General features: G+C 72.6%; 11 protein-coding genes. 3 read left to right on the top strand and 8 right to left on the bottom strand.

The window, feature by feature from the left end:
* Positions 1-59: 59 nt before the first annotated feature.
* The 4 genes from ABTY98_RS06820 to ABTY98_RS06805 all read right to left on the bottom strand — a co-directional run bounded on the left by ABTY98_RS06820 (position 60) and on the right by ABTY98_RS06805 (position 9,059).
* The gene (locus ABTY98_RS06820; protein WP_352219798.1) at positions 60-1,463 is read right to left on the bottom strand and encodes a dipeptidase; all 1,404 of its coding nucleotides are present in this window, start codon (positions 1,461-1,463) and stop codon (positions 60-62) included.
* Between the two features lie 10 nt (positions 1,464-1,473).
* Positions 1,474-5,046 carry an ATP-dependent helicase gene (locus ABTY98_RS06815; protein WP_352219797.1) on the bottom strand — a complete coding sequence of 1,191 codons (3,573 nt, stop codon included), beginning with the start codon at positions 5,044-5,046 and terminating at the stop codon, positions 1,474-1,476.
* Positions 5,047-5,097: 51 nt separating this feature from the next.
* Entirely contained in the window at positions 5,098-8,406 is a 3,309-nt protein-coding gene (locus ABTY98_RS06810) for an ATP-dependent helicase (RefSeq protein WP_352219796.1), read from the bottom strand.
* Positions 8,407-8,672: 266 nt separating this feature from the next.
* A complete protein-coding gene (locus ABTY98_RS06805) occupies positions 8,673-9,059 on the bottom strand; it encodes an MGMT family protein (RefSeq protein ID WP_352219795.1) in 387 nt (128 codons plus the stop codon).
* Positions 9,060-9,220: 161 nt separating this feature from the next.
* On the opposite strand from ABTY98_RS06805, the gene ABTY98_RS06800 reads away from it, so the two are divergent.
* From ABTY98_RS06800 to ABTY98_RS06790, 3 genes are all read left to right on the top strand, one after another.
* Positions 9,221-12,004, top strand: coding sequence for a lysylphosphatidylglycerol synthase domain-containing protein (locus ABTY98_RS06800; protein WP_352219794.1), 2,784 nt, complete (start codon positions 9,221-9,223; stop codon positions 12,002-12,004).
* A 95-nt stretch (positions 12,005-12,099) separates the two neighbouring features.
* A complete protein-coding gene (locus ABTY98_RS06795) occupies positions 12,100-13,641 on the top strand; it encodes an alpha/beta hydrolase (RefSeq protein ID WP_352219793.1) in 1,542 nt (513 codons plus the stop codon).
* Positions 13,642-13,801: 160 nt separating this feature from the next.
* On the top strand, positions 13,802-15,358 hold the full coding sequence (locus ABTY98_RS06790; protein WP_352219792.1) for an alpha/beta hydrolase: 1,557 nt from the start codon (positions 13,802-13,804) through the stop codon (positions 15,356-15,358).
* Between the two features lie 62 nt (positions 15,359-15,420).
* On the opposite strand, the gene moeZ is transcribed toward ABTY98_RS06790, so the two are convergent.
* The 4 genes from moeZ to ABTY98_RS06770 all read right to left on the bottom strand — a co-directional run bounded on the left by moeZ (position 15,421) and on the right by ABTY98_RS06770 (position 19,614).
* Positions 15,421-16,599 (bottom strand): adenylyltransferase/sulfurtransferase MoeZ, encoded by a 1,179-nt coding sequence (moeZ, locus tag ABTY98_RS06785; protein ID WP_352219791.1) that lies wholly within the window; start codon positions 16,597-16,599, stop codon positions 15,421-15,423.
* A 63-nt stretch (positions 16,600-16,662) separates the two neighbouring features.
* Positions 16,663-17,412: a spherulation-specific family 4 protein gene (locus ABTY98_RS06780; protein WP_352219790.1), complete on the bottom strand. Its 750-nt coding sequence runs from the start codon at positions 17,410-17,412 to the stop codon at positions 16,663-16,665.
* A complete protein-coding gene (locus ABTY98_RS06775; protein WP_352219789.1) occupies positions 17,400-18,359 on the bottom strand; it encodes an NAD-dependent epimerase/dehydratase family protein in 960 nt (319 codons plus the stop codon). Before ABTY98_RS06775 ends, ABTY98_RS06780 begins: the two co-directional genes overlap by 13 nt.
* A 181-nt stretch (positions 18,360-18,540) precedes the next feature.
* Positions 18,541-19,614, bottom strand: a complete 1,074-nt coding sequence (locus ABTY98_RS06770; protein WP_502994165.1) for a hypothetical protein — start codon at positions 19,612-19,614, stop codon at positions 18,541-18,543.
* Positions 19,615-19,769 lie beyond the last annotated feature (155 nt).

Below are 19,769 nucleotides of genomic sequence, written 5' to 3'. Positions count from 1 at the left end.
GCGGGGCGGCCCTTCCAGTGTGCCCCGCGCGTGATGCCGCTCCGGACGGCGCCGACGGGTCAGGGGGCATGGCGCCAGTTCTCGGCCAGGTCACCCCACAGGTAGGCGCTGGTCTCGACGCCCTTGAGGAGGAGGTCCAGCTCGACCTTCTCGTTCGGGGCGTGCCAGCCGTCGGAGGGGACGGAGATGCCCAGGAAGAGGACGGGTGCGCCGAGGACGTCCTGGAGGTCCGCAGCGGGCCCTGAGCCACCCGAACGGGTGAACCGGACCGGTCCCTCGAAGGCGCGGCCCATGGCGCGGGCCAGCGACTGGAGGCTTGGGTGGTCGAGCGGGGTCAGACAGGGGCGCGTGGCCGGCAGGAAGGTGATCTCGGCGCGGATCCCGGCGGGTATCCGCTCGGTGGCCCAGGCGCGGACGGCCTTCTCGATGTGGTCGGGCTCCTGCCCGGCGACCAGCCGGAAGGACAGCTTGATCATGGCCGAGGACGGGATGATCGTCTTGCTGCCGGGGCCCTGGTAGCCGCCGCCGATGCCGTTGACCTCGGCGGTGGGGCGGGCCCAGATGCGCTCCAGGGTGGTGTGCCCGGCCTCGCCCTCGGTGGCGTACGAATGCGCTTCGCGCAGCCAGCTCTCCTCGTCGAACGGCAGCTCGGCCCACAGCTGACGCTCGCGGTCGCTGAGTTCCACGATGCCGTCGTAGAAGCCTGGGATCGCCACGCGCGCGTGCTCGTCGTGCAGCGCGGCGACCAGGCGGGCCGCGACGGTGGCCGGGTTGGGGACGGCGCCGCCGAAGGCACCGGAGTGGATGTCCTGGTCGGGGCCGTGCAGGACGATCCCGCACTCGACGAGACCGCGCATGCCGGTGCACACGGTGGGGGTGTCCTCGGACCACATGCCGGTGTCGGAGACGATCACTGCGTCGGCGGCGAGCCGGTCCGCGCGTTCCTCGACGAGGGCGCGGAAGTGCGGGGAGCCGGACTCCTCCTCGCCCTCGATCAGCAGTTTCAGGTTGACCGCGGGTGCGATGCGGCCGGTGGCGGCGAGGTGGGCGCGGACGCCGAGTGTGTGGAAGAACACCTGGCCCTTGTCGTCGGCGGCCCCGCGCGCGTAGAGGCGGTTCTCCCGGACGACCGGCTCGAAGGGGTCGCTGTCCCAGCCGTCCTCACGGGCGGCGGGCTGTACGTCGTGGTGGCCGTAGACGAGGACCGTGGGCGCCTCGGGGTCGTCCGCGGGCCATTCGGCGAAGACGGCCGGGGCGCCCGGCGTCTCCCAGACCTCGGCGGTCGGGAAGCCGGTCTCCTTGAGTTTTGCGGCGAGCCAGTCGGCGCTGCGACGGACATCGGGAGCGTGGTCGGGCTGGGCCGACACGGACGGGATGCGCAGCCACTCGGCGAGGTCGTCGAGGAAGGCGGCACGGTGCTGCTCGATGTACGTACGGACGGCGCTGTCCGGGGTCTGGCTCATGGTCATGAGCCTATCGGCCCGCACCGACATCCTCGGCGGGCGGTTCGTCACACTCAGCTTGTCCGACGATCAGCCTTTCGAGGGCGGCACGGTCCGGCAGCCCGTCCGGCCGTTCCACCTCACCGGTGCGGACGTGCACGAACGCGACCGTGACCGATTCGGGCGGCACGCCCTGCTGCTCGGCCCAGCCGATCCGGTAGATCGCGAGCTGGAGCGGGTCGGCGGACCGGGTGCGGCTGGTCTTCCAGTCGACGATCTCGTACGTCGACTCGTCCCCGTGCCCGCTCTTGTATACGGCGTCGATGCGGCCCCGTACGACCCGGCCGGCGAGAGCGAGCTGGAAGGGTGCCTCGACGCGGTAGGGCGTGCGATGGGCGTACTCGGTGCGTTCGAAGGCCTCCTTGAGGGCTTCGAGGTCGCGGTCGTCGGCGATCTCTGCGTCGCTTCCGGGCAGCTCGTCGGGCTCCAGCATGGGCAGGGTGAGCTCTTCGAAGCGCGCCTCGACCCAGGCGTGGAAGCGGGTGCCCCGGCGTGCGGCCGGTTGCGGAGGGCGCGGCATGGGGCGCGCGAGATCCTGGGCGAGCCCGTCCGGGTCCTCGGCCAGCCGCATCAGCTGGGTGGCGGAGAGAGTGGCCGGCAGGGGTACGTCGGTGACGCTCCGGCGGGCGCGCAGCAGCTCGCCGGTGAGGGCGTCGAGGTCGCGGTCCCAGGAGGCGATGGCGCGGGCCTCCTCTGCGGTGAGGAGGGTGCGCTCGGTATCCGGCACACGCGGGTGCCCAGGTTCCGGGACGCGTTCGTGTTCCTGGTCTTGGGCGCCTTCGTGCTCCGGCGTGCGCTCGGCGGGCGTGGCCTGGTGCGGGACCGTGGGGCGGTCGGCGCTCCAGGCCTCCCAGTCGGCGGAGTCCTCGTCCGGGAGGTCGTCCTCGTACGGGTCGGGCTCCTCGTCGTCGGGCGGCGGGGGCCACTCCGGGTCCTCGTGGGTGGCGGGGTCATGACCGGCCGCGGAGAGGCCGTCCTCCCCTGTCGTGAGCGCGTCCAGGTGGGCGAGGACGGTCTCGGCGGCCGCGCGGCGACGGGCCAGGGCTGCCTCGTCGAGGGGCAGCGGCCACACCTGGTCGGCACTGGCGGTGTGCAGGGCCGGGTTCTCCTCGTCCTCCTCCGGTTCGTCGGCCCAGGCCTCGATCTCGCCCTGCCCGGTGGCGCAGTGGTCGTACAGGGCCTTGAGGAAGTCGGAGGGGCCGCGCGGTTTCTTCTGGCTGGGGCCCCACCAGTGGCCGGAGCCGAGGAGCAGGGAGCGGGGGCGGGTGAAGGTGACGTAGCCGAGGCGGAGTTCCTCGGTGTGCTGGTGGTCCTTCATGGCCTCGTGGAAGGCTTTCATGCCCCGCGAGTCCCAGGCCTCGACATCGGGCAGGGTGTCGGTGTCGCCGCGCAGGGCGTGCGGGAGGACCTTGGCCTGGGCGGTCCACTTCTCGCGGCCCTGGCTGCTCGGGAAGGCGCCCTTGACCAGCCCGGGGACGACGACGACGTCCCACTCCAGGCCCTTGGACCTGTGCGCGGTGAGCACCTTGACGGTGTTCTCGCCGCCTGGCAGGGCGTTGTCGAGGCCCTTCTCGTACTGGGCGGCGGTGCGCAGGAAGCCGAGGAAGGCGAGCAGGGTCGCCTCCTGGTCGCCGGCCGCGAAGGAGGCGGCGACATCCAGGAAGTTGGAGAGCGTCTCGCGGCGGCGGGCGGCCAGCGCGTGCGGGGACGCGGACAGTTCCACCTCCAGGCCGGTGACCGCGAGGACGCGGTGCAGGACGTCCATCAGCGGATCGGACAGGGAGCGGCGCAGCTCGCGCAGTTCGGTGGCCAGACGGGCGAAGCGCACGCGCGCGTCCGGCGAGAACGGCAGGCCGTCGTCCCGCTGCTCGGTGTCCATCGGCAGCTCCAGGAACGTGTCCAGGGCGTCCGCGAGCGATATCACCTCGGCCGGGTCGACCCCCTCGACGGCCTCGGCGAGCCTGCGGTCCGGGTCGTCGGCGTCGCCCACGCGCGCGTGGGACACCAGCAGCCGGGCGCGGCGGCCGAGGAGGGCGAGGTCGCGGGGGCCGATGCGCCAGCGCGGGCCGGTCAGCAGCCGGACCAGGGAGGCGTTGGCTCCGGGGTCCTGGAGCACCTCGCAGACGGCGACGAGATCGGCCACCTCGGGCAGGTGCAGCAGCCCGGAGAGGCCGACCACCTCGACGGGGATGTCGCGCGCGACGAGGGCACCCTGGATCTCCGCGAAGTCGGTCGCCGTACGGCACAGGACCGCGATCTCGCCGGGTGCCGTGCCGGTGCGGACGAGGTGGGCGACGGAGTCGGCGATCCAGTCCATCTCGTCGGCGTGGGTGCGCAGCAGGGCGCAGCGGACCATGCCGTCGAGTTCCGCGCCCGGGGCCGGGCGGAGGGCCGCCACGCCCGCGTGCATGACGCGCAGCGGCTCGGCGAGGCCGTTGGCGAGGTCGAGGAGGCGGCCGCCGCTACGGCGGTTCTCGCTGAGCGCCTGACGGGTGGCGGGGCTCCCGTCGGCGTGCGCGAAGTGCTCGGGGAAGTCGTCCAGGTTGGCGACGGAGGCGCCACGCCAGCCGTAGATGGCCTGGCAGGGGTCGCCGACGGCGGTCACGGGATGGCCGGTGCCGCCGCCGAACAGGCCTGCCAGGAGCACCCGTTGGGCCACCGAGGTGTCCTGGTACTCGTCGAGGAGTACGACACGGAACTCGTCGCGCAGCAGCCGGCCCACCTCGGGGATGTCGGCCAGCGCGGCGGACAGCGCGATCTGGTCGCCGAAGTCGAGCAGGTCCCGCTCGCGTTTGGCGGTCCGGTAGCGCAGGACGAGCTCGGCCAGTTCACGGCGGGCGGCGGCCGTCTCGGGGACCTTGCGCAGGTCGGCGTTGCCGAGCTTGACGCCTGCCAGGGTGTTCAGCAGGCCGGCGTCCCAGGTCCGCAGGTCCTCGGGGCGTACGAGGTGTTCGGCGAGTTCGGAGTCGAGGGTGAGCAGGTCGCTGACCAGGTCGGCGAAGGAGCGGGTGAGGGCCGGGTAGGGGCCGGGTGCCTCGCGCAGCACGCGCGCGGCGAGCTGGTAGCGGGTGGCGTCGGCGAGCAGCCGGGAGGCCGGCTCCAGGCCGATGCGCAGGCCGTGGTCGGTCAGCAGACGGCCCGCGAAGGCGTGGTACGTCGAGATGGCCGGCTCGCCGGGCGGGTTGTCCGGGTCCGGCCGGAAGGGGCCGGCGCGAAGCGCTGTCGTTGAGGGGTGGTGGTCGGGCGACGGGAGGGCGTCGGGGTCGGTGACGCCAGCCTTGACGAGCGCCTTGCGGACGCGTTCGGCGAGTTCGCCGGCCGCCTTGTTGGTGAAGGTCAGACCGAGGACCTGCTCCGGGGCCACCTGTCCGGTGCCGACCAGCCAGACGACGCGGGCCGCCATCACCGTCGTCTTGCCCGACCCGGCTCCGGCCACGATCACCTGCGGGGCGGGCGGCGCGATGACGGCGGCCGTCTGCTCCGGGGTGAACGGGATGCCGAGGAGCTCTTTGAGCTGCTCGGGGTCGGTAATACGGGCGGGCATGGCGTCGAGGCTAACGGTGACCACTGACAACGGTGGGACAGGCGTCGTACGTCACTCGACCACGTGACGTCCCTCGGGCCGCGCACTGCACGACGCCCGGAAGGCGCAGTGCGTGCAGTGCTGGCCGGTGGTCGGCGTGAAGCGTTCGTCGAGGACCTTTCCGGCGGCGGTGGCCAGCAGGTCGCCGACCCACTCGCCCTCCAGCGGCTCCTGGGCCTGCACCTTGGGCAGGGTCTCACCGCCGTCGCGCTGGGCGGCGCCCTGCCGGAGGTGGACCAGCTCGGCACCGCCGGGCTCGGGGCGTACGCCGTCGAAGGCCTCGTCCACGGCGCCCTCGCGGACCGCGAGCTGGTAGACGGCGAGCTGCGGATGCCGGGCCACCTCTGCCGCGCTCGGGGCCTGCTTGCCGGTCTTGAAGTCGACGACGTACGCGCGGCCCTCGCCGTCCGTCTCCACACGGTCCATCTGGCCGCGGATACGCACCTCGTAGTCGCCCGCTTCGAGGCTGACATCGAAGTCCTGCTCGCTGGCCACGGGAGTGCGTGCGGTGCGGTCCAGGACGTGCCACTTCAGGAAGCGTTCGAGCGCCACGCGCGCGTTGTCCTTCTCCTGGGCCGACTTCCAGGGGGCGTCGAAGGCGAGCGCGTTCCACACCGACTCCAGGCGCTCCATGAGGACGGCGAGGTCGGCGGGGGTGCGTCCGGAGGCGACCTCGTCGGCCAGGACGTGCACGACGTTGCCGAAGCCCTGGGCGGTGGTGGCGGGCGCGTCGGCCTTCACCTCGCGGCCCAGGAACCACTGCAGGCTGCAGGTGTTGGCGAGCTGGTCGAGAGCACTGCCGGAGAGCACTACGGGCTGGTCGCGGTCGCGTAGCGGCACCTTGCTCTCGGTCGGCTCGAACATGCCCCACCAACGGTAGGGGTGGGCGGAGGGCACCAGGGGGCGGCCGTCCTCGTCGGCGAGCGCGGCCAGCCGGGCCAGACGCCGGGCGGCTGCCTCCCGCAGCGCGTCGGAGGCGCGCGGGTCGACCGTGGTCGCGCGCAGCTCGGCGACCAGGGCTGCCACGGAGAGCGGGCGGCGGGGCCGGCCGGTGACGTCCTGGGGTTCGGCGCCCAGCTCGGTGAGGAACCGGGAGGGCTGGTCGCCGTCGTCCGCGGGGGCCTTCACGGCGGTGACGACGAGGCGTTCCCGCGCGCGCGTGGCGGCGACGTAGAACAGACGGCGCTCCTCGGCGAGGAGTGCGCCCGGGGTGAGTGGTTCGGCGAGTCCGTCGCGGCCGATGCGGTCCGCCTCCAGGAGCGAGCCGCGGCGGCGCAGATCGGGCCACAGGCCCTCCTGGACGCCGGCGACGACGACCAGGCGCCACTCCAGACCCTTGGAGCGGTGCGCGGTCAGCAGGCGGACGGCGTCGGGGCGTACCGCACGCCCGGCGAGAGTGTCGGCGGCGATGTCCTCGGCCTCGATCTCGGCCAGGAAGTTCAGCGCGCCCCGGCCGCCGCTGCGCTCCTCCGCGCGGGCGGCGGTGACGAACAGCGCGCACACGGCGTCCAGGTCACGGTCGGCGTTGCGGCCGGCCGCGCCGCCGCGCCGGGCGGTGCGCTCCAGTCGCGAGGGCCACGGGGTGCCGTTCCACAGGTCCCACAGCGCCTCCTCGGCCGTACCGCCGCCCGCCAGGCGCTCCCGGGCCTTCCTGAGCAGTGCGCCGAGCCGCTGCGCCCCGCGCGCGTATCCGGGGTCGTGGACGGCCAGGCGCTCGGGTTCGGCGAGCGCCCGCGCGAGCAGGTCGTCCGAGGGCGGCGGCAGCGCGTTGCCGGCCGCCCGCTCCTCGTCGCGCAGGGCCCGGCCGAGGCGGCGCAGGTCGGCCGGGTCCATGCCGGCGAGAGGGGAGGTGAGCAGGGTGAGCGCGGTCTCGGTGCCGAGCCAGCAGGGGGCCGCTGCCGTGCCCTCGTCCGGACCAGGGCGTGCCGCTTCCGCCTCCGCCACCGCCCGGAGCGCCGTCAGCAGGGGTGCGACCGCCGGTTCGTGGCGCAGCGCAACGTCGTCGCCGTCGATGTCCAGGGGCACGCCGGCCGTGGTGAGGGCGCGGCGGACCGTCGGGATGGTGCCGGACCCGGCGCGCACCAGGACGGCCATGTCGCTCCAGCGGACGCCGTCCTCCAGGTGCGCGCGCCGGAGGATGTCGGCGATGTTGTCCAGCTCGGTGCCGGACGTCGGGTACGTGTAGACCTCGACGCTGCCGCCGTCCCGCGCGGCTGTCAGGTCGCGGTGGGCGCGCACCTTGTCGGCGGGCAGCCGGGTCAGCGGCATCCGCTGGGTCAGCAGGCGGGTCGCGGCCAGCAGGCCGGCGCCGGAGCGGCGGGAGGTACGCAGTACCTGGACCGGGGCGGAACGGCCGTCCCCGCGCGCGAAGGCCGACGGGAAGTCCAGGATGCCGTTCACGTCGGCGCCCCGGAACGTGTAGATCGACTGGTCCGGGTCGCCGAACGCGACCAGGGTGCGGCCGCCGCCTGCCAGGGCGTGCAGCAGCCGCACCTGCGCCGGGTCGGTGTCCTGGTACTCGTCGACGTACACGGCGTCGTAGCGGCCGGCCAGGTCCAGGGCGACCTCGGGGCGCTGGGCGAGCAGCACCGCGCGGTGCACGAGTTCGGCGTAGTCGAGGACGCCCTGGAGGTCGAGGACGTCGAGATACTCGGCGAGGAAGGCGGCCGCGGCCCGCCAGTCGGGGCGGCCGATACGGCGCGCGAAGGCGTCCAGGGCGGCGGGGTCCAGGCCCAGTTCGCGGCTGCGGGCGAGAACCGCGCGGACCTCGTCGGCGAAACCCCGGGTGGTCAGGCAGGCACGCAGTTCGTCCGGCCAGCGCACGGGGTCGAGCCCGAGCCGCTCCAGCTCGGCCTGGCCGGCCAGCAGCTCGCGGACGGTGACGTCCTGCTCGGGACCGGACAGCAGCCGCAACGGGTCGACGAACAGGCCGCTGTCCTGGTGGGCGCGGACCAGGGCGTAGCAGTACGAGTGAAAGGTGGTCGCCCGGGGCGCACGGGCCGCGCCGACGCGCAGGGCCATGCGGTCGCGCAGTTCGACGGCGGCCTTGCGGCTGAACGTCAGCACCAGGATCCGCTCGGGGTCGCCGCCACGGGCGATCCGCGCGGCCACCGACTCCACCAGGGTGGTGGTCTTCCCGGTGCCGGGACCTGCAAGGACGAGCAGCGGGCCGTGCCCGTGGTCAACCACGGCGCGCTGTGCGGCGTCCAGAGGAGGGGGATCCCCATCGGCCGGCGGCGTACGCACCAGTCGGTAAGCGCCACGGGTCCCCTGTCGCACCGGGAGGTGCGACAGGCGCCTGGTGGAGGAAGAGGAGCTCACGTGGTTCGCCGGTCCTGGTGGGTGTGCTGGTTGGCTCGCGGGCGTGCGGGCAGTGTGGTGACCGCGGGGTGAGGGGGACACGTGCAGCCGACGCTACGCCGACGAACCGCACCGAAGCAGAGCTTCCGCTTCTTCCCATCCGCCTCGGGCGGCACTCGTGGCACGCGCGCCCCACATCCCACGAACGTACGTCATGCCACGGACGTCCCGGGTGTCCCTCGAACGGGCCACTGGCTCCCCCCGAGGGCCTCGGATGGCGGAAGCTGTCAGGTGTGAGCCCCCGCGTCCGCGCCGCCGTCCCACCGCGCCCGCTTCATGTCGAGCCGCGGCAGGTGACCCTCCGCGGCCCTGCCCGCCTCCTTCAGCGGAGTGCCCTCGGCGCGGTAGTGGTCCAGGGCGCCCAGCTCGTGCCCCGGCAGCAGCACCCCGTCGGCGCGCACCACACGCCACCAGGGGACGGAGCCGCCGTAGAGGGACATCACCCGCCCCACCTGGCGCGGCCCTCCCTCCTCCAGCCACTCCGCGACGTCGCCGTACGTCATCACCCGACCGGGCGGGATCCGCTCGGCGACCTCCAGGACCCGCTCGGCGTACTCGGGCAGCTCGTCCGCGTACCCCTCTCGGGTGTCCTCGGGAAGGCTCTGCTCGCTCATTCGCCCCATCCTGCCGCATCCCACCGACAACCCCTGTGGCGCGCGTCAGGCCTCCGCCTCGCCCTCGGGCGGCGCTTGGGGCAGAATGTGCGCCCCCGCATCTGCACCCTGATGCCCTCGTGTGTCGGTGGGGCATGCCACCATCGTGCGGGCGGTGACTGGTGATACGAGATCAAGAAGAGACGAGCGAGCAGCAGGGCGTGCACCCCGACGGAGCGGCGGGCACCTCTGACGCCGCCGCCCGCCCGGACGCCGCGGAATCCGGCACCGCAGGTCCGGAATCCACGCGTCCGGACGCCGTGGAGCCGGACGCCGGACACCCGGCCCCCGTCGCCGACCCCGACGCCCCCGAGGCGGAACACGTGCCGGACGAGACCCACACGGACGAGGTGGAGGGCGACGAACCGCTGCTCCCCGCGCGCGTGCACCGCCCCTCCGACCTCATGCGCCTCCTGGCCGGCGTGCTCGCCATCGCCCTGCTGCTCGGCATCGCCGCGTTCGCGCACGGCACCACCTCCGGACTCGAACAGGACATCAACAAGGGCACCGGACAGGCCCCCGACCTGCTGATCAGGATCGCGGGACTGGCCTCCAGCATCGCGATCCTGCTGGTGCCGGTCGCGTTCGCGATCGAGCGGCTGATCAAGCGGGACGGGCTGCGCATCGCCGACGGCGTGCTCGCGGCCGTCCTCGCGCACGGTGTGACCCTCGCCACCGACCTGTGGGTCGCGCGCGCCGCCCCGGAGTCCATCCAGGAGGCGCTCACCCAGCCCTCCCCCGGTGACATCCACGCCCTCACCGACCCGGTGCACGGCTACCTCGCGCCCGTCATCGCCTACATGACGGCCGTCGGCATGTCCCGGCGGCCGAGATGGCGCGCGGTCCTGTGGATCGTGCTGCTGCTCGACGCCTTCTCCATGCTCGTCACCGGCTACACGACACCGTTCTCGATCATCCTCACCGTACTGATCGGCTGGACCGTCGCCTACGGCACGCTCTACGCGGTCGGCTCCCCCAACGTCCGCCCCACCGGCCGGACCCTGCTGGCCGGCCTGCGGCACGTCGGCTTCCACCCGGTCGGCGCGGCCCGCGAGGAGGCCCTGGACACCGAGAACGGCGACCGGGGCCGGCGCTACTTCGTCACCCTGGAGGACGGCCCGCCGCTGGACGTCACGGTCGTCGACCGGGAACAGCAGGCGCAGGGCTTCTTCTACCGCGCCTGGCGCAACCTGACCCTGCGCGGCTTCGCCACCCGCTCCAGCCTCCAGTCGCTGCGCCAGGCCCTGGAGCAGGAGGCGCTGCTGGCGTACGCGGCGATCGCGGCCGGCGCCAACGCGCCCAAGCTGATCGCCACCTCCGAGCTGGGCCCCGACGCCGTGATGCTCATCTACGAGCACACCGGCGGCCGCACGCTCGACTCGCTGGCCGACGAGGAGATCACCGACGAACTGCTGCGCAACACCTGGCACCAGGTACAGGCGTTGCAGTCGCGCCGGATCGCGCACCGCAGGCTCGCGGGTGACGCCATCCTGGTGGATCGTTCCGGCAAGGTGATCCTCACGGACCTGCGCGGCGGCGAGATCGCGGCCGGCGAGCTGCTGCTGCGCATGGACGTCGCCCAGCTGGTCACCACGCTGGGTCTGCGGGTCGGCGCCGAGCGGGCGGTGGCCTCGGCGGTCGGCGTCCTCGGTCCCGACGCCGTCGCCGACTGTCTGCCCATGCTCCAGCCGATCGCGCTCACCCGCTCCACGCGCGCGACGCTGCGAAGACTGGCCAGAGAGCGCGCCCAACGCGAACGCGACGCGGTCCTGGAGGCGTCCCGGCAGGCCAAGCAGGCCCGCGCGGAGGAGGCCGAGAAGCCCGACAAGAAGACGGTGCGCGCCGAGCAGCGGGCCGAGAAGCGGGCTCTGGACGACGCGCTGGAAGAGGCCCGCGAGGAGGATCTGCTCACCCAGATCCGGCACCAGGTGCTGAGGATCAGGCCGCAGGCGCCCGTCGAACCGGCCCGCCTGGAGCGGGTGCGGCCACGCACGCTGATCAGCCTCATCGCCGGCGCGATCGGCGCGTACTACCTGCTGACCCAGCTCACCCACATCGAGTTCGGCCCCCTGGTCGCGAACGCCCAGTGGGGCTGGGTGATCGCCGCGGTGCTGTTCTCGGCGGTCAGTTACGTCGCCGCCGCGATGGCACTGCTCGGGTTCGTGCCCGAGCGGGTGCCGTTCGTGCGGACCGTGGCGGCGCAGGTCGCCGGGTCGTTCGTGAAGATCGTGGCGCCCGCGGCGGTCGGCGGTGTCGCCCTCAACACACGGTTCCTGCAGCGCGCGGGCGTGCGCCCCGGGCTCGCGGTCGCGAGCGTCGGCGCCTCGCAGCTGTTCGGGCTCGGCTGTCACATCCTGATGCTGCTGTCCTTCGGCTATCTGACGGGCACCGAGAAGACCCCGTCGCTGTCGCCGTCCCGCACCGTCATCGCGGGCCTGCTGACCGTCGCCGTACTCGTCCTCGTGGTGACCTCGGTGCCGTTCCTGCGGAAATTCGTCGCCACGCGCGTGCGGTCGCTTTTCGCGGGGGTCGTGCCCCGCATGCTGGACGTGCTCCAGCGGCCGCAGAAGCTCATCACCGGCATCGGCGGCATGCTGCTGCTGACCGCCTGCTTCGTGATGTGCCTGGACGCCTCCATCCGCGCGTTCGGCGACCAGTCGACCTCGCTCAGCATCGCCAGCGTCGCCGTCGTCTTCCTCGCCGGGAACGCGCTCGGCTCGGCGGCGCCGACCCCGGGCGGTGTCGGAGCGGTCGAGGCGACCCTGACCGTCGGCCTGATCGCCGTCGGCCTCCCCAAGGAGGTCGCGGCCCCCGCCGTCCTGCTGTACCGGCTGCTGACCCTGTGGCTGCCGGTCCTGCCCGGGTGGCTGGTCTTCAACCACCTGTCCCGCAAGGACGCGCTCTAGGCACGAGGGCGCGAGGCGTCACGGCCGTACCGGGGTCGTACCTCGTACGGCTCGCGCCCCGCGCGCGTGGCCGCGCGCGACCTCAGGATGGGAGCATGCCGAACCCCTTCCGGATCCGTGTCGCCGCCCTGACCTCCGCCCTGGTGCTGTCCTCCCTGCTGACCGGGTGCGGCGACGGCTCCAAGGACGGGGATCTGGCGGCACAGAAGCTGAACTGGAAGGACTGCCCGGCCCCCGACGAGGCCGAGGGCGGTGGCGACGCCCCCTCGCCGCTGCCCGGCGGCGGCGCCTGGCAGTGCGCCACCATGAAGGCACCCCTGGACTGGTCGAAGCCGAAGGGCGACACCATCGGTCTCGCGCTGATCCGTGCCAGGGCCAGCGGCGACGCGAGCAAACGGATCGGTTCCCTCGTCTTCAACTTCGGCGGGCCCGGCGGCAGCGGCGTCACCACGCTCCCCGCGTTCGCGGACGACTACGCGGCCCTGCGCACCCGCTACGACCTCGTCAGCTTCGATCCGCGCGGAGTCGGCCGCAGCGACCCCGTCGAGTGCGAGAACGACTCCCAGCTCGACAACTACTTCCAGCAGGACGCAACGCCCGACACCAGCGCCGAGCGCACCCAGCTGATCAACCGCACCGAACAGTTCAACGCCGCCTGCGAGAAGAACTCCAAGACGATCCTGCCGCACGTACCCACCACCGACGCGGCCCGGGACATGGACCTCATGCGCCAGGTCCTCGGTGACAAACAGCTGCACTACTTCGGCATCTCCTACGGCACCCAACTCGGCGGTGTCTACGCCCACTTGTTCCCGAAGAACGTGGGCCGGGCCGTCTTCGACGCCGTCGTCGACCCCACCCAGAACCCCGAGCAGAGCTCGTTGGGGCAGGCCAAGGGGTTCCAGCTCGCGCTCGACAACTTCGCCGAGGACTGCACGTCCAAGAAGACCGAGTGCCCGATCGGCGACACCCCGCAGGACGTGAAGGACCGTATCGCCAAGCTCCTCGCGGACCTCGACAAGAAGCCGATCCCCGGCATCCTCCCCCGCCGGCTGACCCAGACCGCCGCCACCAACGGCATCGCCCAGTCCCTGTACTCCAAGGACTTCTGGGAGTACCTCACCGAGGGACTCGAAGAGGCGTACGACGGCGACGGGAAGATCCTGATGCTGCTGTCCGACTCGATGAACGGCCGCAGCCCGAACGGCGAGTACAGCAACATCACGGCGGCGAACATCGCCATCAACTGCGCCGACGAGAAGCCGCGGTACACCGCCGACTACGTCCAGCAGAGACTGCCCGAATTCCGCGCCGCCTCCCCGCTGTTCGGCGACTACCTCGCGTGGGGCATGGTCAGCTGCACGAACTGGGCGGTGCCCGGCGCCGCCGACCATCCCGACGTCAGCGCGCCGGGGTCGGCGCCGATCCTGGTCGTGGGCAACACGGGTGACCCGGCCACACCGTACGAGGGTGCGAAGAAGATGGTGGAGTCGCTGGGGCAGGGCGTCGGGGTGGAGCTGACGTACAAGGGGCAGGGGCATGGGGCCTACGACAGCAAGAACAAGTGCGTGCAGTCTGCCGTGAACGGCTACTTGCTGGACGGGAAGGTACCGAAGGCCGGCGCGGTCTGTTCGTGAGAGCGGGGGCGGAAGAGTCGCGCCGGCCTCCGGAGCGTCAAGAAACCGCAGGTCAAAGGGTTATCCACAGGCCGCAACGGCCTGTGCTCGATCCGCCTACTATGACCTGACCGCTTTCCGCGACGAACCTGCGGAGAGCCTGTGAGGGGGGTGTGGGCGCATGTTGCGTTTTGTACGGTGGGCGGCCGCTGTTGCCGCCGGGTTGCTCGTGGCCGGGTGCGGCGGTGGGTCGTCCGGCGGGGGCGGGGACGAAGGGAAGACACGGTCCGAGCAGCCGGCACCTTCTTCTGCCGCCTCGGCCGCCTCTGCCGCTCTGCCCTCCTCCCTCACCTCCCAGAAGCTCGACTGGGGCCGCTGCCAAGCCACTTCGGACTCCGTCGCGCCCGGTGGGGAGTGGCGGTGCGCGACGCTCAAGGTGCCGCTGGACTGGGCGAAGCCGGACGGGAAGACCATAGCGCTGGCGCTGATCCGGGCGAAGGCGAGCCGGGGTTCGGGCAAGCGGATCGGTTCGCTGTTGTTCAACTTCGGCGGCCCGGGCGCTTCGGGCGTCTCGATGATGCCGTACTATGCCACCACCGTCTCCACGCTGCGCGAGCGGTACGACCTGGTGAGCTGGGATCCGCGCGGGGTGGGCGCCAGTGAGGGGATCCGGTGTCGCGGCGACAAGGACATCCAGTCCGCCGAGTCGATCGACGCCACGCCGGACACGACGGCGGAGGAGCAGGCGTACTTCCAAGACGCCGCCGCCGTCGGCAAGGGCTGCGAGACGGCGGTCGGCGAGCTGATCGCGCATGTCTCGACGACCGACACGGCCCGGGACATGGACCTGATGCGCCAGGTTCTCGGTGATACGAAGATGCACTATTTCGGAATCTCGTACGGCACCGAACTGGGCGGCGTGTACGCCCACTTGTTCCCGAAGAAGGTGGGACGGCTGATCCTGGACGCGGTGGTCGACCCTACCGCGGACTCGGTCGGACACGCGAAGAACCAGGCCCAGGGCTTCCAACGGGCTCTGGACGACTACCTCAAGTCCACCGGGCAGGACCCGGAGCAGGGTTCGCAGAAGATCGTGGACCTGCTGAAGAAGCTCGACGCAAAGCCGCTCCCGACGTCCTCCGGGCGGAAGCTGACCCAGACCCTCGCGGTCACCGGTATCGTCCTGCCGCTGTACAGCAAGGACAGCTGGCCCACGCTGACCAGCGCGCTCCAGGCGGCCGAGGACGGCGACGGCTCGGAGCTGCTGTCGCTCGCGGACCAGTACAACGAACGTGACCCCTCCGGGCACTACGGCACGACCACCCACTCCCAGCGGGTCATATCGTGCCTGGACGAAAAGCAGCGGCCCACGCCCGCCCGGACGAAGGAACTGCTGCCCGAGTTCGAGAAGATCTCGCCCGTCTTCGGCGACTTCCTGGGCTGGGACACGGCCGGCTGGTGCCACGACTGGCCGGTGGCCGGGGAGTACGACACCCCCGAGGTGAGCGCCCCGGGCGCGGCACCGATCCTGCTGGTCGGCAACACCGGCGACCCGGCGACCCCGTACGAGGGCGCCCGGAAGATGGCGGACGAGCTGGGCAAGGGTGTCGGCATCGAGCTGACCTGGAAGGGCGAGGGCCACGTCGCCTACGGCAGCGGGAGCGACTGCGTGGACTCGACGGTGAACGCCTATCTGCTGAACGGCTCGGTCCCGAAGGACGGCAAGGTCTGCTCATGACAGAGGCGGGGGCTCCGGGCGCCTGCCGCACCCGAAGCCCCCGCCCACCGCGGAGACCGACCTCAGTAGACCGGCTTCTCCGGCTCGATCTGGTTGACCCAGCCGATCACGCCGCCGCCGACGTGGACGGCGTCCGCGAAGCCCGCGGACTTCAGGACCGCGAGGACTTCCGCACTGCGGACACCCGTCTTGCAGTGCAGGACGATCTTCTTGTCCTGGGGCAGGCCCTCCAGGGCGGTACCGAGAAGGAACTCGTTCTTCGGGATCAGCTTGGCGCCCGGGATGGAGACGATCTCGTACTCGTTCGGCTCCCGGACGTCGATGATCTCGATGTTCTCGCCGTCGTCGATCCACTCCTTGAGCTGCTTGGGAGTGATCGTCGAGCCGGCGGCCGCCTGCTGGGCCTCCTCGGAGACGACGCCACAGAAGGCCTCGTAGTCGATGAGCTCGGTGACGGTCGGGTTCTCGCCGCAGACCGCGCAGTTCGGGTCCTTGCGGACCTTGACCTGGCGGTACTGCATCTCCAGGGCGTCGTAGATCATCAGGCGGCCGACGAGCGGCTCACCGGTGCCGGTGAGGACCTTGATGGCCTCGGTGACCTGGATGGAGCCGATGGACGCGCACAGCACGCCCAGCACGCCGCCCTCGGCGCAGGAGGGGACCATGCCCGGCGGCGGGGGCTCCGGGTAGAGGCAGCGGTAGCAGGGGCCGTACTCGGACCAGAAGACCGAGGCCTGGCCGTCGAAGCGGTAGATCGAGCCCCAGACGTACGGCTTGTTGAGCAGCACGCAGGCGTCGTTCACCAGGTAGCGGGTCGCGAAGTTGTCCGTGCCGTCGACGATCAGGTCGTACTGGCTGAAGATGTCCATCACGTTCTCGGCCTCGAGCCGCTCTTCGTGAAGGATCACGTTCACGTACGGGTTGATGCCCTTGACGGTGTCACGGGCGGACTCGGCCTTGGAGCGGCCGATGTCGGCCTGGCTGTGGATGATCTGGCGCTGCAGGTTCGACTCGTCGACCTCGTCGAACTCCACGATGCCGAGGGTGCCGACACCGGCCGCGGCGAGGTACATCAGCGCCGGCGAACCCAGGCCGCCGGCGCCCACACAGAGCACCTTGGCGTTCTTCAGCCGCTTCTGCCCGTCCATCCCGACGTCGGGGATGATCAGGTGGCGGGAGTACCTGCGGACCTCGTCTACGGTGAGCTCAGAGGCTGGCTCGACCAGGGGTGGCAGCGACACGGGGACTCCGTTGATCGGTCAATCACTACAGTTGTTCTCCCTGTAACACTGCCACGGCCGTCATCATTCCGAGACACCCGTCCCGACCCGCGAGACGATCTCGTCCCAGTAGCCGGGCATGTTCTCCCAGGGGTCCACGCGGCCGCCGTGATCTGTGCGGTCGGTGAAGTAGATGGTGGCGGCGCCCTGCCAGCGGGCTATGCGCAGTGCCTCGTCGAGGTGGCCGCGGGGCACGCTGTGCACGAAGTGGCAGAAGCGGTCCGGCGGGTAGTCCGCGGTCCACTCGGCGACATGGGACCAGCGGTAGTCGCTCCATGGGCCGGCGAAGGTCACCAGTTGGTCGGCGTTCTCGGCGTAGCCCGGGTGGGGGTGGGTGCCGTGGCCGAGGACGATGTGGGGGTCGTCGCCGATGGTGCGGAGCGCGGCGACGGCGCGGCGGATCCCGGGGAGCGCGCTGCGCTCGCTGGGACAGCGGTTCAGCACGAAGCCGTCGACGCGATACCAGTCGCAGTAGCGGTGGGCATCGGAGATCAGGTCGCCCTGGGGGCGGGCGCCGTAGGTGGTGTCCAGGTGGCCGAGGACACGGACGCCCGCGTTGCGGAGCCGGCCGGCCGACTCCAGGCAGTGCGGGTCGGGGCGGCTGCCGGGGCCGTTCGCCACATTGAGGACGACCCAGTGCAGAGGGGTGCCCGGGCGGGTGAGTTCGGCCCACTGCGCCGGGGCGAGGAGGGGGTGGGCGTAGCCGGGGATGCCGAAGGCGGTGCGGACGCCGGTGGTCGCGGCGCCCGCCCTGGTACTGGTCAGATGCGGCATGCCGCCTCCATCCAGATGTCCGCGAGGGACTCTTCGAGGTTGATACGGGGTCGCCAGCCGAGGCGGTCGCGGGCGCAGCGCACGTCGGCCTGCTGCCAGCTGCCGCAGCCGTCCGGGTACGGGTACGCGACCGGGGCCGCGTGGTCGGGGTCCAGGCGGGGGTGGCCGATGGGGCCGCGCAGCGGGCCGGGCGGGCCGTCGAGTTCGTGCAGGGCGCCGCCGTATCCGGCGACCCGGGCGAGGACTCCGGCGGCGTCGCGCAGACGGATGGCGCGGCCGGAGCCGATGTTGATGACGCCCTGGGCGGCGGAGAGCGAGGCCGCGTGGACGGCGCGGGCGACATCGCGTACGTCGATGAAGTCGCGTTGGGCGCCGAGGCCGCCGAGTTTGAGTTCGCCGTCGCCGGACTGCATGGCGCGGCGCATGGCTTCGGCGAGGCGGCCGAGCGGGGAACCGGCCGGGGTGCCGGGCCCGGCGGGCGAGAAGACGCGCAGGACGACCGCGTCCAGGCCCGACCCGAGGACCAGTTCGGTGGCGGCGAGCTTGCTGACGCCGTACGGGCCGCCGGGGCGCGGTACGGCGTCCTCGGCCGTGGAGGAGCCGGGCTGGCTCGGGCCGTACTCGGAGCTGCAGCCGATCTGCACCAGGCGGGCGCCGCAGCCGCTGCGGCGCAGGGCCTCGCAGACGGTGGCGACGGCGACGGTGTTGTGCCGGGTGAGTTCCCTGGCACCGCCGCGGGTGGCGCCGGCGCAGTTCACGATGACGCCCGGGTGGACCGCGTCGAGGAAGCGGGTGAGCGCGCCGGGGCTGCCGGTGGCGAGGTCGAAGCGGACGTCGGCGTCGTCACCGCGGCCGAGCGCGGTGAGCTGGACGGCCGGGTCGGCGAGCAGCCGGTCGGCGACGAAGCGGCCGAGGTATCCGTTGGCTCCGATCAGCAGAACCCTCATCGCTTGGCTCCCGGGGTGTGCGCTCCGGCGACTCCGGTGGTTCCGGACGCTCCGGGTCCGGGTCGGGAGGTGGTCATCTGGTGGTCTCCTTCAAGGGGTGATGCGGTTGCCTCCGGCGGGGTGCCGGATGCCTGCCGCCGGGACGGCACGGCGAGGCAGACGAAGAGAACGGCGGCTCTGCTCACTCCGGGTCTCCCGTCGGCGCGTGGGCCGAGGCCCGGGTGAGGGTGCGGGTCGCCTGGAGCAGCAGCGCCAGGGCGGCGGCGCCGCAGACGAGCGCGGGGACGCCGCCCGCGCCCCACGCGTCGGCCAGGGCGTCGACGGGGGCCGCCAGGAAGGCGCAGCCGGGCAGCCGGCCGGCGAGGACCAGGCCCACGGCGGCCGCTTCGGTGGCGGCGGCGAGGGCGAGGGCGGGGCCCTGCGGGATGTTGTGGACGGCGAGGAGGCGGGCGAGCAGGAGGAGGGCGCCGAGGGTGATGGCCTCCGGGTAGCCGGCGGGTTCGCCCAGGGCCGCGCCGCACAGGGCGAGCAGGGCGGTCAGGACACCCAGGTAGAGGGCGAACGTGCCGAGCAGCAGCGGCTGTACGGCCCCGGTGAACTCCTCCAGGCCACGGCTGCCCGTGAGTCTGCGGCGGGCGCCCGCCGTGAAGAGGTGGGCGCTCCAGGCCGCCGGGGCGCAGGACACGGCGAGGGCGAGTACGGGCGCGGTGGTCACCGGCCAGGGGCCGTGCGCGGCGCCGGTCGGGAGGCCGTCGGGGCCGCCGTCCAGGACGGCACGCAGGAGGCCGTTGCCGAGGAGGGCGTAGGCGAGGAGCCAGCAGGTCCACACGCGCGTGCCGGTCATGGTGTGCCGGGCGAGGGTGCGCGCGGGCACGGCCAGGGGGCCACGGCGCAGGGTCAGACCTGCGGCCAGGGCGAGGGCGAGCACGCCGGCGGCCGCCACCAGGAGACGCGGGCGGCCCTCGGTGAGCCGTACGCCGGTCACCACCCCCACGCCGACCGCGCCCGGCAGCAGCGTGAGCAGCGCCCAGTCGGCGCGCACGCGGGACGCGGGCGCCGGTTCCGGGCGCGGGCGCCGGTCGCCGTCGCGGGGCACGCGCGCGTAGAGCTCCTCGGCGAGTGAGAAGACGTCACGGTGCCGGAAGCGGGCGGCGGTCCGGTCGGTGACGCCGTGTGCTTCCAGGCCGGCCGCGATCTCCAGCGGGTCGACGGCACGCTCGCAGAGCGCGCGGTGGCGGTGCATCAGCGCTTTCACGGGGTCGGCGCCGCCCCGACGTGGGGTGGATCTGCGGCTGCCCGCGGTGTCCTTGGCGGTCGCCATGCCGCCCGTGAAGCCCCCGCCGGACATCGCAACCGGCCTCGGCGACCCGCTCCCGGACAGTGCTTCCTCCGAGCCGCCCCCGGCCACGC

It is taken from the genome of Streptomyces sp. NPDC096040, assembly GCF_040303265.1.
Lineage (GTDB): Bacteria > Actinomycetota > Actinomycetes > Streptomycetales > Streptomycetaceae > Streptomyces.
This window is presented reverse-complemented; position numbering and strand designations above follow the sequence as displayed.